General features: G+C 63.5%; 13 protein-coding genes, 1 tRNA gene, 1 pseudogene and 1 riboswitch. Of the genes and pseudogenes, 6 read left to right on the top strand and 9 right to left on the bottom strand.

Translation table 11 applies throughout. The features are described from left to right. Window positions 1-36: 36 nt before the first annotated feature. Genes BPHY_RS03490 through BPHY_RS03475 form a run of 4 tightly spaced genes read right to left on the bottom strand, consistent with a single transcriptional unit; the run spans window position 37 to window position 2053 of the window. Window positions 37-288: an acyl carrier protein gene (locus tag BPHY_RS03490; RefSeq protein ID WP_028369852.1), complete on the bottom strand. Its 252-nt coding sequence runs from the start codon at window positions 286-288 to the stop codon at window positions 37-39. A 2-nt stretch (window positions 289-290) separates the two neighbouring features. Further along, window positions 291-590, bottom strand: coding sequence for a phosphopantetheine-binding protein (locus BPHY_RS39260; RefSeq protein ID WP_012400100.1), 300 nt, complete (start codon window positions 588-590; stop codon window positions 291-293). Next, window positions 571-1365: a lysophospholipid acyltransferase family protein gene (locus BPHY_RS03480; protein WP_012400099.1), complete on the bottom strand. Its 795-nt coding sequence runs from the start codon at window positions 1363-1365 to the stop codon at window positions 571-573. Before BPHY_RS03480 ends, BPHY_RS39260 begins: the two co-directional genes overlap by 20 nt. After that, a complete protein-coding gene (locus BPHY_RS03475; RefSeq protein WP_012400098.1) occupies window positions 1349-2053 on the bottom strand; it encodes a beta-ketoacyl synthase chain length factor in 705 nt (234 codons plus the stop codon). Before BPHY_RS03475 ends, BPHY_RS03480 begins: the two co-directional genes overlap by 17 nt. A gap of 517 nt (window positions 2054-2570) precedes the next feature. After that, window positions 2571-2751: riboswitch (yybP-ykoY riboswitch) on the top strand. Window positions 2752-2807: 56 nt separating this feature from the next. Here BPHY_RS03475 and BPHY_RS03470 point away from each other — a divergent pair. Next, window positions 2808-3380 carry a TMEM165/GDT1 family protein gene (locus tag BPHY_RS03470; protein ID WP_012400097.1) on the top strand — a complete coding sequence of 191 codons (573 nt, stop codon included), beginning with the start codon at window positions 2808-2810 and terminating at the stop codon, window positions 3378-3380. 106 nt (window positions 3381-3486) lie between these two features. On the opposite strand, the gene BPHY_RS03465 is transcribed toward BPHY_RS03470, so the two are convergent. Beyond that, window positions 3487-4188, bottom strand: coding sequence for a DUF4136 domain-containing protein (locus tag BPHY_RS03465; protein WP_012400096.1), 702 nt, complete (start codon window positions 4186-4188; stop codon window positions 3487-3489). 196 nt (window positions 4189-4384) lie between these two features. On the opposite strand from BPHY_RS03465, the gene pepN reads away from it, so the two are divergent. From pepN to BPHY_RS03450, 3 genes are all read left to right on the top strand, one after another. Further along, window positions 4385-7087 carry an aminopeptidase N gene (pepN, locus tag BPHY_RS03460; RefSeq protein ID WP_041763262.1) on the top strand — a complete coding sequence of 901 codons (2703 nt, stop codon included), beginning with the start codon at window positions 4385-4387 and terminating at the stop codon, window positions 7085-7087. A gap of 301 nt (window positions 7088-7388) precedes the next feature. Further along, the gene (locus tag BPHY_RS03455; RefSeq protein WP_012400094.1) at window positions 7389-8405 is read left to right on the top strand and encodes a class 1 fructose-bisphosphatase; all 1017 of its coding nucleotides are present in this window, start codon (window positions 7389-7391) and stop codon (window positions 8403-8405) included. Between the two features lie 81 nt (window positions 8406-8486). Further along, a tRNA-Thr gene (locus BPHY_RS03450) sits at window positions 8487-8562 on the top strand. Between the two features lie 103 nt (window positions 8563-8665). On the opposite strand, the gene BPHY_RS03445 is transcribed toward BPHY_RS03450, so the two are convergent. Beyond that, complete coding sequence (locus BPHY_RS03445; protein ID WP_012400093.1) at window positions 8666-9805, bottom strand: acyl-CoA dehydrogenase family protein; 1140 nt, start codon at window positions 9803-9805, stop codon at window positions 8666-8668. Next, window positions 9798-11048, bottom strand: coding sequence for a CaiB/BaiF CoA transferase family protein (locus BPHY_RS03440; protein ID WP_012400092.1), 1251 nt, complete (start codon window positions 11046-11048; stop codon window positions 9798-9800). The genes BPHY_RS03445 and BPHY_RS03440 overlap by 8 nt, the downstream gene beginning before the upstream one ends. A gap of 93 nt (window positions 11049-11141) precedes the next feature. Here BPHY_RS03440 and BPHY_RS03435 point away from each other — a divergent pair, with 93 nt between their 5' ends. Next, a complete protein-coding gene (locus tag BPHY_RS03435) occupies window positions 11142-12086 on the top strand; it encodes a LysR family transcriptional regulator (RefSeq protein WP_012400091.1) in 945 nt (314 codons plus the stop codon). 19 nt (window positions 12087-12105) lie between these two features. On the opposite strand, the pseudogene BPHY_RS44165 reads toward BPHY_RS03435, so the two are convergent. Together BPHY_RS44165 and BPHY_RS03425 are read right to left on the bottom strand one after the other, a co-directional pair. Continuing rightward, window positions 12106-12604 (bottom strand): annotated as a pseudogene (locus BPHY_RS44165) (Plug domain-containing protein); the annotation flags it as partial. A gap of 163 nt (window positions 12605-12767) precedes the next feature. Beyond that, on the bottom strand, window positions 12768-13112 hold the full coding sequence (locus tag BPHY_RS03425; RefSeq protein WP_244257790.1) for a DUF2946 domain-containing protein: 345 nt from the start codon (window positions 13110-13112) through the stop codon (window positions 12768-12770). Window positions 13113-13368: 256 nt separating this feature from the next. Between BPHY_RS03425 and BPHY_RS42440 the strand changes: the two genes are divergently transcribed. After that, window positions 13369-13518, top strand: coding sequence for a hypothetical protein (locus tag BPHY_RS42440; RefSeq protein ID WP_012400089.1), 150 nt, complete (start codon window positions 13369-13371; stop codon window positions 13516-13518). The last annotated feature ends 279 nt before the right edge of the window (window positions 13519-13797 follow it).

The following is a 13797-nucleotide window of genomic DNA, read 5'->3' as shown; positions in this document are numbered from 1 at the left end:
CCGAAGCGCCGCGCGCGTGCGAACCTTGCGCCTGCATCAGCCCTGCGCCGCGAGCAGCGATTCGACCGCGACGATCACGTCGCCGACCGTGCGCACCGACTTGAACTCCTCCGGCTTGATCCGGCGGCCCGTCATCTCCTGCAGCTTGATCGCGAGATCGACGGCGTCGATGCTGTCCAGATCGAGCTCTTCGAACAGATGCGCTTCGGGCGTCACGCGTTCGGGCTCGATCGCGAAGTTTTCTTTGAAGATGGCGCGGATGCGCTCAAGGATCTCGGTGTCGGTCACGGTCATTCCCCTTTCTTTGTGGTGTCGCCCGACTCATGCGCAAGCTCGCGCTGGCTCGCCACCAGCGCCGCAAGCGTATTGATCGAGCGGAAGTGCTCTCGCGTGCGTTCATCGTTCGCCGCGATCGTCAATTGATAGTGTTTGCGCAGCACGATACCGATCTCGAGTGCGTCGATCGAATCGAGACCGACGCCGTCGGTATCGAAGAGCGGCGCGTCGTCGTCGATGTCGGCGGGCGTCAGATCTTCCAGATCGAGCGCTTCGATCAGAAGCTGTTTGATTTCAAGCTTTAAAGAATCCATAGTCGAACAGGTGCTGGGTGATGTGTGCTTCGATGGCGCTCGTCACCGTGCGGGCAGCCAGCGCAGGCGGCTCGTCGTGCGCCGCGAACGCGTTCGTGCCGAGCGGGTCGAGCACGTTCACGCGCATGCGAAACGCACGCTCGGGCACGTCGTACCAGCGCATGCCCTTCGTGAAGGCGGGCGGATCGCAGTCCATCAGGACGGGCAGAATCGGCGCGCCGGATTTCAGCGCCATATGCGCGAAGCCGCGCGAAAAGGCATGCATCCGGTTGCGCGCCGGGCTGCGCGTGCCTTCCGGAAAAATGATCATCGTGTACCCGCGCGCAAGCTGCCGCGCGCCCGCTTCCACGAGTTCGAGGGGATCGGCGTTGCTGACGTACTCGGCCGCGCGCACGACGCCCCAGAAAAACGGATTGCCCCAATGCGCGCTCTTCACGACGCAGCACGCGCGCGGCGTCAGCGACAGCAGCACCATCACGTCGAGCCAGGTGGGGTGATTCGCGATCACGATGGCGGGGTCGTCAACCTTGCGGCGCAGCGCCGCGACGCCGTGCGCATCGAGTTCCATCACGCCGACCCCGCGCAGCACGGCAACGAGCGCGCGGAAGAACGCGTGAATGATCGCGGTGATAGCCAGTTGCTTCGACGCGCGGTGCGGCCACAACCATGCGATCGGAAACAGGATCAGCGAAAAACCAAGCCCGCAGATGCCGAATACGGTGAACGCGAGCGCCGTCGCGACGAGACGCCAGTGATAGTCAAGCCGCGCCTTCATCCCAGCTCCATTCCCAGACGGCATACTCGCTGCACCATTGCGCGCCTGTATGCGTGTCGAGGCAGTGGTGCACTGCCTGGCTCTGCGTCGCAAAGAGAGCGCCCGCGCAATCCGCCGGGGCGCGTTCAGCTGCCGCGGCCGTGCGCGAGCAGGTCAAGCGTGCCACCGGCGCTTCGTCGAGCAGGATCGCGAGCGCACCGCCCTGCACTTCCTCTTCGATCGTGCCGTACGCGGGATCGGCCGGCTCATCCGCGTAGACGAGCAGAACGGGCGTCGACGTGTCGGTCGCGTATTGCGCGTGCGCTTCGAGCAGCGCATAACCGAGCGTTTCGGCGCCCGCCGACAGCGCGCTCGCCGCTGAGCGGTCGCCGCGCGCAATGCCAAACACGCCCGTCATCGCATTGAGCACCGAAAGGCTGAAGGAAGTCGGCGAAACCGGCTCGCCAGCACTGATGTTGCGCAGGATATCCGTCGTGCGGCGCAGCTCGCCGTGGCGCGACGCGAACACGATCCGCACGCTGGGTTTGTCCGCGGCGCAGTCGTGCGCGACTTTCAGCGCAATGCGCGACAGCGTGCTGAGACGACGCCGCACCATCGGCTCGATAAAGCCAACGTCGGGGGCGACGGCTGCGACGGCAGGCCACGAAGACCAGCGAGCAACCGGAATTGTCCAGTGCAGATCGGGCATATCGGTGTTCGCGCGTGAAGGCTGCTGGCGCCAGAGGCGCGCCTGCCGTCGACAGCACGTGAAGCGCGCTACCCGGGCGGGGCGCGGCGCCGGTTTGATGAATCCACTTTTCTTTTAAGGAGTCACCAAAATAACGGCACGCAGCGGGGATTATTTAGGGGCGGGACGCCAAAACGAGCTTTCGTCTGGTCATTACCACGGCCGCTCGAAATGATACAGAGCATTCTGGCCGAAATCAGCCAGAAAAGACGTATCCATCTGTATCCGTCTCTTGCGCGCGACGAAAGCTTTCCGCCGCCTTGCTGGGCGCACCGCGGCGGGCTGTCTCGCCACCCGGGGCGCGAGCGTGGCCGAGCCCGCACGGCCACGGCGCGTCTAATCGGCCCGACGATAAATACGTTAAAAAACGATAATTGCGCCCGGCTCTGCAACGATATGCTGCAAACGGACGGAAATTCGCATGGAAGCGGCAGGCAGTGGCCGATCTTCGCTTTGAAGCAGGTTGGCGTGCTATACTCCGCCGCTCATTGGGGAGTAGCCGCCCCGCATCATGCCCGCGCAATGGCCACGCTCACGGCCGGCGAGCGCAGCGCGTGTGATTCGCGGGGGCGCCTGTCAACAGACTTGACCGTTGTGGTCATGGCAGACGCAGCCTCTGGCCTGGCGAGACCGATGATCCACTACCGCCGCTCTAGGGCCCGGCGTGTCGTGGGTCGTCGCTCGCACACATCTCGGCCCGAGGAATCTATCAAACGTGGAACAGGCTTTTCTGATCTCGACCGGCGCTGTCGCGCTCGCTGAAATCGGCGACAAGACACAACTGCTGTCGCTCGTCCTCGCAGCCCGCTATCGCAAGCCGCTGCCCATTATCGTCGGCGTGCTGGTCGCGACGCTCATCAATCACGCGGGCGCTGGCGCACTCGGCGCATGGCTCGGCTCGCTCGTCACGCCCACCGTGATGCGCTGGGCGCTGGCTGCGTCCTTCATCGGCATGGGGCTGTGGATTCTCGTACCCGACAAGCTTGACGACGCCGAAGCGAACACCAACCGCACGCACCTCGGCGTGTTCGGCGCAACCGTGGTCACCTTTTTTCTGGCGGAAATGGGCGACAAAACGCAAATTGCGACTGTTGCCCTCGCCGCGCGCTTCCATGATTTCTTCGGCGTGGTCGCGGGCACGACGCTCGGCATGATGCTCGCGAACGTGCCCGCGATCCTGCTGGGCGACCGCTTCGCGCACAAGCTGCCGACCACGCTCGTCCACGGCATTGCCGCCGTCCTGTTCGTCGTGCTGGGCGCCATGGCGCTCTTGGGCGTCGGCGTCTGATCGTTCGACATCGCGGCGATTCGACAATTGCGGCAGCCAATAGCAACGGCCGCATCGCTCACGCGATGTGGCCGTTTTTTTGCCCTCGACGCGGACTCGAACGCTGCTACTGAACGGTCTTCGCCCCCGATGCGGGCACGGACGGCGCGGGGCTGTCGGCGGCGACTTCGTTGGACAAGCCACCCTTTCCGTCGACAGGCAGCTTCACGGTGCGCACCGCGCCGTTGGCCAGCGGGAAGTCGGACATCGCACTGCGCGCGAGAAACGGCATGGCGGCGATCAGCGAAGACTGCTCGTCTGTGTTGCGCGCCGTCACGTTGTACATTTCCTTCCCCGTCGCGCGATCTGTAATACGGATGGCGAGCAGATGCGTGTACACGGGGTAGCTCTGGTTCACGTACCCGGTCGGATACGGACCCCAAGGGCCCCACGGTCCCCACGGATCGAAAGGACGTCCCCAGTAGTACGGGCCCGGCCACGGGTTGTAGTACACAGGTTGCGCGACGATCACGGTATCCGGGCGCATGCCGTATGCGAGCGCCACCAGATAATGCGCGTCGCGTTCGCCCGTCTGCCGGAACGCATGCAGCGCGAGTTCGTTTGCGACGATCTGCTCGTACGTGTCCTGCTCGAGATTGTTCTTTTGATCCTGCGTGCGCGTGAACGCATAGGTGCGCGTCGCATCGCTGCCGCTCCAGTCGGAAAAGGCCGTCACCTGCGTCGTCACATAGGTCGTGCAGCCTGCGAGCAGCATGGCGAGCGCCGCGAGCACCGTTGCCGCGTGGCGGGTCAATCGGTCGAGCTTCATGGTCGTCCTCGTTGGTATCGTCGCCCGGCGTCTGCCGCGCGGGCGGCCCGATGATACGCTGACTGCGAACGGCGGCAAAAAGTTCTGTCCGCACGATCGGCCGAGGCTTTGTACAATGACCCGATCACCCGGCGCGCTGTCCGTTGTTGCGCTGTATACAACGCGCCGGCTTCGAGCTTATTCCCGAACGCACATCATGGCCGATACCGAAACGCCTCAAGTGATCCGCCGCGCCGACTACGCGCCGCCCGCCTTTCTCATCGATACCGTCGCGCTCGAGTTCGATCTCGTGCCAGAGCGCACAGTCGTCAGGAATACGATGCGGATCCGCCGCAATCCCGACGCGGTGCGCGCCACGCATCTCGACCTGATGGGCGAAGATCTGACGTTCGTCGAAGCGTTGCTCGACGGCAAGCCCTACGCCGACGTGCACCCGCATGAGCACGGTCTGACCGTCGACAACGTGCCCGATTCGTTCGAACTGACGCTGACGGGCATCTGCAACCCCGCCGCGAACACGACGCTGTCGGGCCTGTATGTATCGAGCGGCAACTTCTTCACGCAGTGCGAGGCCGAGGGCTTCCGGCGCATCACGTGGTTCCTCGATCGCCCGGACGTGATGGCAACCTACACGGTCACGCTGCGCGCCGACAAGGCCGCGTATCCGGTGCTGCTGTCCAACGGCAACCTTCTCGAACAGGGCGAGTTGCCCGACGGCCGTCATTTCGCGCGCTGGGAAGATCCGTTCAGGAAGCCGAGCTATCTGTTCGCGCTCGTCGCGGGCAAACTCGTTGCGCTGGAAGAGCGCGTGAAGTCCGGTTCGGGCAAGGACAAGCTGCTGCAGGTCTGGGTCGAGCCGCACGATCTCGACAAGACCCGTCATGCAATGGATTCGCTGATCCATTCCATTCGCTGGGACGAAGCGCGCTTCGGCCTCGAACTCGACCTGGACCGCTTCATGATCGTCGCCGTGAGCGACTTCAACATGGGCGCGATGGAGAACAAAGGGCTCAACATCTTCAACACGAAGTATGTGCTGGCGAACCCCGAAACGGCCACCGATACCGACTTCTCCAACATCGAAGCCGTGGTCGGCCACGAATACTTCCATAACTGGACGGGTAATCGCGTCACGTGCCGCGACTGGTTTCAACTGAGCCTGAAGGAAGGGCTGACGGTATTCCGCGATCAGGAGTTTTCCGCGGACATGGCGAGCGGCGGCAGTGCCGGCGAGGATCAGGCTGCGCGCGCAACCAAGCGCATCGAAGACGTACGCGTGCTGCGTCAGATGCAGTTCGCCGAAGATGCCGGTCCGATGGCGCATCCCGTGCGCCCCGAAAGCTATGTGGAGATCAACAACTTCTACACGATGACGGTCTACGAGAAGGGCTCGGAAGTCGTGCGGATGTATCAGACGTTGTTCGGACGCGAAGGCTTCCGCCGCGGCATGGATCTTTACTTCAAGCGCCACGACGGCCAGGCGGTGACCTGCGACGACTTCCGTCACGCGATGGCCGATGCGAACGGCCGCGATCTCACGCAATACGAACGCTGGTACAGCCAGGCGGGCACGCCGCGCATCAGCGTCGACACGCACTATGACGCCGCGCAGAAGCGCTACACGGTGAAGCTCAAGCAAGGCTACGGCGACGCGTCGCAGGCTGCACGTGACACGCAGAAAGGCCCGCTGCTGATTCCGGTTGCGATCGGCCTGATCGGCGATGACGGCAATGACATGCCGCTGCGTCTCGAAGGCGAAGCAGCGGCGTCGCCCCACAGCACGCGCGTGCTCGAGTTCACGCAAGCCGAACAGAGCTTTACGTTCGTCGACGTCGCCGAGAAGCCGCTGCCGTCGCTGCTGCGCAATTTTTCGGCGCCCGTCGTTGTCGAGTACGACTACACGGCCGATGAACTCGCGTTCCTGCTCGCGCACGACAGCGATCCGTTCAACCGCTGGGAAGCCGGCCAGCGCCTCGCAACGCGCGAGCTGCTCACGCTCGCCGAACACGCAGCAACGGGCAAGGCACTGGAACTGGACGACACGGTGGTCGCCGCCTTCGGCCGCGTGCTGAACGACGAGACGCTGTCGCCAGCATTCCGCGAACTCACGCTGATGCTGCCTTCGGAGGCATATCTCGCCGAGCAGATGGAAGAGTCGAATCCCGCAGCCGTTCACAGCGCGCGGCAGTTCGTGCGCAAGCGCATGGCATCGGCGCTCAAGGGCGACTGGCTCGCGATCTACGAGCGTCATCAGACGCCCGGCGCTTATGAGCCGACGCCCACGGCGGCCGGACATCGTGCGCTGAAGAACCTTGCGCTCGCGTATATCGCCGAACTCGATGATCCAACCGACGCCAGGCGCCTCGCGAAGGCGCAGTACGACGCGGCAAACAACATGACGGATCGCGCGTCGGCTTTGTCCGCGCTGCTGACGGCGGGGGTATCGAACGGCGGCGCGGCGGCGGCCGAGGCGCTCGACGACTTCTATCGCCGCTTCGAAGACGAGCCGCTCGTGATTGACAAGTGGTTTGCGCTGCAGGCGATGCAACGCGGCACGAAGCAGCGGCCCGTCATCGAGATCGTGCGCACGTTGATGACGCATCCAGCGTTCAATCTGAAAAACCCGAATCGCGCGCGCTCGCTGATCTTCAGCTTCTGCTCGGCGAACCCTGCGCAGTTCCACGCGGAAGACGGCTCAGGCTATGCGTTCTGGGCCGACCAGGTGATCGCGCTCGACGCGCTCAATCCGCAGGTTGCCGCACGTCTCGCAAGAGCCCTGGAACTGTGGCGGCGCTTCACGCCCCGGCTGCGCGACCAGATGCGCGCGGCACTTGAAAAGGTCGCGGCTCAGGCGAAATCGCGCGACGTGCGCGAAATCGTCGAGAAGGCGCTGGCCTGATCCTGCGTTTTTCCAGCGAAGTCGGAAGCCGGCACATGTGCCGGCTTTTTTTATTTGCGACCTGCCATTGCGCTTACGCCTTTCGTCCGACTCGTTTGTCCCGTTGATCGCGACGGCGGCGCACTCGATGTCGAAATCGCCGCCTATCGCTGACTCGTGTGGAAGACAGGGGCCGCCCGTCGCGAAACAGGGTGCGCCCGACCGCGGGGCCTACGGCAACACCCGGATTATTGAAAGTCACGGAACCCGAACATCGAAAGGTTAAAATCGGGGAATTCCCAAGCCTCTCCGGAGTACTGCAATGTCTTTGCAACGTCGTACCACTCTCACGAAGTACCTGATCGAGCAGCAGCGCGAAAACAACAATCTGCCTGCCGATCTGCGCCTGCTGATCGAAGTCGTCGCGCGCGCGTGCAAGGCCATCAGCTATCACGTCAGCAAGGGCGCGCTCGGCGACGCGCTCGGCACGGCCGGCAGCGAGAACGTGCAGGGCGAAGTGCAGAAGAAGCTCGACATCCTGTCGAACGAAATCCTGCTCGAAGCCAACGAATGGGGCGGCAACCTCGCCGGCATGGCGTCGGAGGAGATGGAACAGTTCTTCCCGATCCCTGCGAATTATCCGAAAGGCGAATACCTGCTGGTGTTCGATCCGCTCGACGGCTCGTCGAACATCGACGTCAATGTGTCGATCGGCACGATCTTCTCGGTGCTGCGCTGCCCGGACGGCCAGCAGCCCACGGAACAATCGTTCCTTCAAAAGGGCACGCAGCAGGTCGCAGCCGGTTATGCCGTGTACGGCCCGCAAACGGTGCTCGTGCTGACAACGGGCAACGGCGTCAACTGCTTCACGCTCGATCGCGAACTGGGCTCGTGGGTGCTCACGCAAAGCGACATGCGCATCCCCGTCGAAACGCGCGAATACGCGATCAACGCATCGAACCAGCGCCACTGGTATGAGCCCGTGCAGCAGTACATCGGCGAACTGAATGCGGGCAAGGACGGTCCGCGCCAGGCCGACTTCAACATGCGCTGGATCGCATCGATGGTCGCCGACGTGCACCGCATCCTGAACCGCGGCGGCATCTTCATGTACCCCGCCGACAAGCGCGATCCGTCGAAGCCCGGCAAGCTGCGCCTGATGTACGAGGCGAACCCGATGTCGTTCATCGTCGAACAGGCGGGCGGCGCAGCAACCAACGGCGAGAAGCGCATTCTCGACATCCAGCCGAAGAGCCTGCACGAACGCGTCGCCGTATTCCTCGGCTCAAAAAACGAAGTTGATCGCGTGACCCGCTATCATCTCGAAAAGAAAAGTTGAGAAACCACTTGCCAAGCGGGAAAATAGGCTACATAATCCCACTTCTTCGTTGCTGACGAACAAAACGAACGCAACAACGGAGCCGGAATAGCTCAGACGGTAGAGCAGCGCATTCGTAATGCGAAGGTCGGGGGTTCGATTCCTCTTTCCGGCACCAGCAGAATCAAACAAAAAGCCCAGTCATCGCGACTGGGCTTTTTGTTTTCTGCTCACGGATCGATGTGCGCACAGAGAAACGATCGGCGAGCCCTTCCTTTCGTTCATTCCAGCACCGTCCGCGCGATCACCGTCCGCTGGATTTCCGAGGACCCCTCGTAGATCCGCAGAATCCGCGCATCGCGAATCAGGCGCTCCAGCGGCATCTCGCGCGTGAAACCATAGCCGCCGTGCATCTGCAACGCAGCATCGGTGACGAACGCAACCATCTCGGATGCATAAAGCTTCGCCATCGACGCGTCCTGCGTGAACGGCACGCCCGCCCCGCGCTTTGCGGCCGCTTGCAAAGTCAGCAACCACGCGGCCTCGAGTCTGGTCTTCATATCGGCGATCGTCCACTGCAAACCTTGCCGGTTCGACAACGGCTCGCCGCCCACCTGCCGCTCCTTCAACCAGCCGATGGCCGCGGACAACGCCGCTTCTGCAATACCGAGACTCGTTGCGGCCACATCGAGCCGGCTGTTGTCGAGCACTTTCATGGCCGTCCTGAATCCGCTGCCCTCTGCGCCGAGCCGGTTCGCAGCGGGAACGAAGCAGTCGAGCGCGACTTCATGCGCGGGTGCGCCGCGAATGCCCATCAGCTTCTCGGCGGGCGCAACGTCGACGCCGGGCGTGTGCCTGTCGACCACGAACGCGCTGATGCCGCGCGTGCCCGCGTCGACATCGGTCTTCGCAAACACGACGATGAAGCCTGCCGCATCGGCGTTCGAGATGAAGTGCTTCACGCCCATGATCCGGTAGCCGTCACCTTCGCGCCTCGCGCGGGTCGCCATGTCGGCGGGATGGGAGCCGGCGCGCGGCTCCGTCAGCGCGAACGCGCCGACCTTCTTGCCGCTGGCCGCGTCGGGAAGATAGCGATCGCGCAACGCATCGTCGCCCCCAATCAGAATCGAGTCGGTCGCAAGATAATGCGCACCGATCATCGACGACGTCGATGCACACGCTTTCGCGATCTCCACCAGCGAGAGCACGATCGCGACCGGCGACGCGTCGACGCCGCCCCACCGCTGCGGCAGGTTCATGCCCATCATGCCCAGCTCGGCGAGCTGCGCGACATAGCGCACCGTCGACAGTTCTTCGCGGTCCACTTGCGCCGCACCTGGCGCGAGTTCGCTTTGCGCAAAGCGCGCAACCGCATCGGCGATTTCGAGGTCGCCGTGTTCGATACCCAGCCGCTTATGCATGGTCCCGCTCCTGTCGGCAATCGGCGTCGTTCCTTGTCGGCACGCTCGCGCCAAACGCGCCGCGCACGCGCAACGCCTCAATGTCTTGCGCGTCGTAACCGAGCGCCTGCAAGAGGGCAGCGGCATGTTCACCGAGCCCCGGTGCAGGCGTCACGCGATTGACGCCGTACGCAGAGAACTTCACCGGCTGCGACGGCAGGCGCGTCGCAGGTCTGCCGTCCCGCTGCACGTTGGTCAGCAACCCGCGATGCCTCGCGTGCGGGCTCTCCAGCGCTTCCGGCAGACTGCGGATTGGCGCGACTGGAATGCCCGCGGCGCCGAGCGCCGCGACGACCTCTTCGACCGATCGAGCCGACGACCATGCGTCGATCGTCGCACGCAGATCGGCTTCGTGCGCGTAGCGCGACGCATCGGTGGCAAAACGCGGATCTTCCGTCAGATGCGGCGCGCCGATTGCCTGCGCGAACGCGGCAAACAGCTTGTTGTTCAGCACTGCCACCACATAGAAGCCATCGGCCGCGCGATACGCGCCGAACGGCGCCGACGACGGATGCCGGTTGCCCACGCGGCGTGGCGCAAGGCCAGTGACGGCGTAGCGCGCGACGAGCGTCGCGCTCAGGCCAAGTGTCGCGTCGAACATCGACACGTCGACGTGCGTGCCTTTGCCGGTCTTCTCGCGCGCGAATAGCGCGGCGAGCACGCCCCACGACGCGAACAGCCCGCTGACGACGTCCGACACCGACTCGCCGATCATCGTCGGTGGCCCGTCGGGCGAACCGGTTGCGTCCATCAGGCCGCACATCGCCTGCAGGATGATGTCGTATGCAGGCCGATGTGATTCGGGCCCCGTCTGCCCGAACCCCGACACGCTCGCATACACGAGCGAGGGATTGATGGCGCTCAACTCCGCGTAGCCGATCCCGAGCTTGCCGGCGACACCGGGCCTGAAATTCTCGACGACGACATCGGCGTCCGCGCACAATGCGCGCGCAAGCTCACGCGCTGCGTCCGTCTTCAGATCGAGCACGATGCTGCGCTTGTTGCGATTCATCGCGGCGAACAGGCCGCTGTCGCCGTCCTCGCCGATCGGACCGACGGCACGATAGTCGTCGCCTGCGGGCGGCTCGATCTTGATCACATCTGCGCCCAGATCGCCGAGCAGCGCAGTGCAATACGGACCCGCCAGCACACGTGAGAAGTCGATGACGCGCAGGCCTTCGAGCGGCAGAGTCGAACCTTGCATCGAACACTCCTTTCATCAGGGATGCGCCGATTCTGGGCGCCACAGCCTATCAAGTAAAATATGGAATTTAGTTACCACCTATAGGTTTTTCTGATGCGCATCTCGTTGCGGCTTCTGCGTTACTTCACGGCGGCGGCCGAAACGGGGAGCACGACGGCGGCGGCAAGACAGCTGAACGTGTCGCAGCCGTCCATATCCGTCGCCATTCGCGAACTCGAAGCACTGTTCGATGACACGCTGTTCACTCGCGAGTCGGGCGCGAAGATGACCTTGACGCGTTTCGGCGTTCGCAAGCTCGCGGAGGCGCATCAATTGCTGAGGGCAGCCGCATCGTTCGAAGCCGATGACGGCGGCGACGCCGCCGCCGGCGAAGTGCAGATCGGCGTGTTCAGCACCATTGCGCCCGTCTATCTGCCCGTGCTGCTGCGCATCGCGAGCGAGCGCTTCTGCGATCTGTCGGTCCGCTTCATCGAAGGCGACCTGATGCAGCTCGAAGACGCGCTGCGCAGCAGCCGCATCGAACTCGCGCTGATGTACGACGTCGGCCTGCCCGCCGATATCGAGCGCGAATGTCTCGCGGAACTCCGCCCCTACGCGCTGGTGCCTGCGGCGTCGAAGCTCGCGAAGAAGACGGGCAAGCTGTCGCTGCATGATCTCGCGAAAGAGCCGCTGATCCTGATCGATCTGCCGCATAGCCGCGAGTTTCTGATGGCGCCGTTCTGGCAATGCGGACTCGCGCCCGAGGTGCGTTATCGAGCGACTTCGCTAGAACTCGTGCGCGGCATGGTGGCGAACGGTCTCGGCGTGTCGCTGCTGATCACGCAGGGTAAAGCGGGCGCGGAGCCAGCTGCGATCGAGCGCCCCATTCGTGAAGAGACCATCCGCCAGCCGCTGGTAATTGCACGTCCCGCGCGCGCGTCCCGCACCAAAGCGGCGGAACTCGTCGCGCAGTGCATGCGCGACGCCGTCAATGAAGCGATGGCGAAAGGCGCCGGCAGAGCCGCTCGCACGCGCCGTCGTGGGACGCGGACCGACTAGCGCGCGTTAGCGATGCCACCCATCGAGCGTCGTGGGCTGCAAGCAGGTTCGACAGCAGCAGGCCATCGGCATAGACGAGACCGCGTGCACTCTGCAGTTCGTTGAAGTCGCGGCCTGCGAAGACCGAATTGCAGTCGCCCGTGAAGGGCTTGCGAACCATCACGTTCGGCGCGTACTTGAGCGCGTCTTCCGTATTCACGATGTTGCGCGCGTCGATCTGCTTGCGCGTCCCGGTTTCGACGACGCCCGCCGTGTCGAGCGCGAACGCGGGTACGGATCGGGCGTGGATCGGGTGGCCGTCACATTGGCCCTCGCCGCATATTCGCGGATGCCGTCAACGAATTCGCGGAACTGTTCGTTACAGAAGGATGGGAGACCGAAGTATCGGATGCGAGACGGTCGATAGCGGCACGATCGGTCGTACTTTCATCGGCCCATGCCGGATGGACGACGAACCCTGTCGCGCACGCAACCGAGAGCGGCGTGCGAGCGGACAGCGCAGCGGAAATGATGCGCATGAAGAATCCGGGAATACGTGATCGAAGGTGCCATGCCGATACCCATGTCCGACACGATCCGCCGCATCTCGGATGCGGACTGCAGAATCAGGAAAGGGCACGCAGGGCGGTTCGCCGCCCGCTACGTACGGCGACGTCGGGCGAACGAACCGAGTGAAGCGCTTCAGATCAACGGAACAGGAGGCCCGCGAGGCTGCGCGATGCGTACGCTGCGGCGCACAAAGACGGCTTCCGGTTCGACGGCTCGCGCGTAGGCAAGCGTGCGCACAGGAGGCGCGACGACGGAGGCACTGGCGCCGAGCGCGAAGTTGGCAGCGGCGAAGCCCGGACAGTAGACACAGTGAGGAACGACGAAGTGCGCGCTGGTCGTGCGGTCGTGCGAACCATCGAGATCGACGACATGCTGCGCACCAGCCGCATGACAGCGTTCAACCGAGAGCGGGCTTTGATTGCCCGGCGCACACGCATAGCCGATGACGGGCGACAGTACGTTGAGTACCAACGCCAGTCATACGAGGCTGATCCAGCGTGTCGAACGTGTCATCGCGACCTGAAGTGAGCGCGCAGTACAGCAAGCGCCCGCGAGATAGTGGTTAGACGTACTGCAATATGGACAATCGTTAAATTGTAAACAAGGCGCTTCGATCCTTGGGGACGTGTGCCGTTAAAGCAACAAAGACAGCGCCAAAACATCGGCTGTGTGCGGCAGCGCTGGTGCACGCCATGCACCGAAGAAGATAATGAATTCGTAAAGGAGAACCATCATGGATACCAAACCGCCGAAAATTCCGACCCCCGACAAGGTGTTCAGCCCGGATCCGGAACCGGCAGGCGTTGAATTTCTGGGCGCAGAACTGCCTGAGCACGTTCGTGCGTTCTTTGACGAACAACGCAAGTCGTGCGACCCGAAGTAACGGTAAAGGTGCGCATTGCAGCATCGGGGTTCGCGCAGCGGCTGCATGCACGCAGGGTTGACGCGCGTCTATGCGCTTCCCTAAACGAGGCGCCGGGTGTTCGTGCACCCACGCTTTTGCGTCGCTCGCCGCTGGTTTCGTCCTGCTGAGCGCAGCAGCATATGCGACATCGTGTGTCGCACGCGTCGGCGTCAGTTCGTCTAGCTGAATGTCCGTTTGCTCTTCGCCGTTCAGGCACACATTGCGCATGCGGTGCGCATGATTGCGCGTTTCGTCTAT

Source organism: Paraburkholderia phymatum STM815 (assembly GCF_000020045.1).
Classification (GTDB): domain Bacteria; phylum Pseudomonadota; class Gammaproteobacteria; order Burkholderiales; family Burkholderiaceae; genus Paraburkholderia; species Paraburkholderia phymatum.
The sequence above is the reverse complement of the archived record's forward strand: the minus strand, read 5'-3'. Positions and strand labels throughout refer to the sequence as shown.

Excerpts from the sequence above, each read along its gene's own strand:
- BPHY_RS42440 (WP_012400089.1), top strand. The coding sequence starts at position 13,369 with ATGGATACCAAACCGCCGAAAATTCCGACCCCCGACAAGGTGTTCAGC.
- BPHY_RS03440 (WP_012400092.1), bottom strand. The coding sequence starts at position 11,048 with ATGCAAGGTTCGACTCTGCCGCTCGAAGGCCTGCGCGTCATCGACTTC.
- BPHY_RS03465 (WP_012400096.1), bottom strand. The coding sequence starts at position 4,188 with ATGAAGCTCGACCGATTGACCCGCCACGCGGCAACGGTGCTCGCGGCG.
- BPHY_RS03445 (WP_012400093.1), bottom strand. The coding sequence starts at position 9,805 with ATGCATAAGCGGCTGGGTATCGAACACGGCGACCTCGAAATCGCCGAT.
- BPHY_RS03435 (WP_012400091.1), top strand. The coding sequence starts at position 11,142 with ATGCGCATCTCGTTGCGGCTTCTGCGTTACTTCACGGCGGCGGCCGAA.
- BPHY_RS03480 (WP_012400099.1), bottom strand. The coding sequence starts at position 1,365 with ATGAAGGCGCGGCTTGACTATCACTGGCGTCTCGTCGCGACGGCGCTC.
- BPHY_RS39260 (WP_012400100.1), bottom strand. The coding sequence starts at position 590 with ATGGATTCTTTAAAGCTTGAAATCAAACAGCTTCTGATCGAAGCGCTC.
- BPHY_RS03455 (WP_012400094.1), top strand. The coding sequence starts at position 7,389 with ATGTCTTTGCAACGTCGTACCACTCTCACGAAGTACCTGATCGAGCAG.
- pepN (WP_041763262.1), top strand. The coding sequence starts at position 4,385 with ATGGCCGATACCGAAACGCCTCAAGTGATCCGCCGCGCCGACTACGCG.
- BPHY_RS03475 (WP_012400098.1), bottom strand. The coding sequence starts at position 2,053 with ATGCCCGATCTGCACTGGACAATTCCGGTTGCTCGCTGGTCTTCGTGG.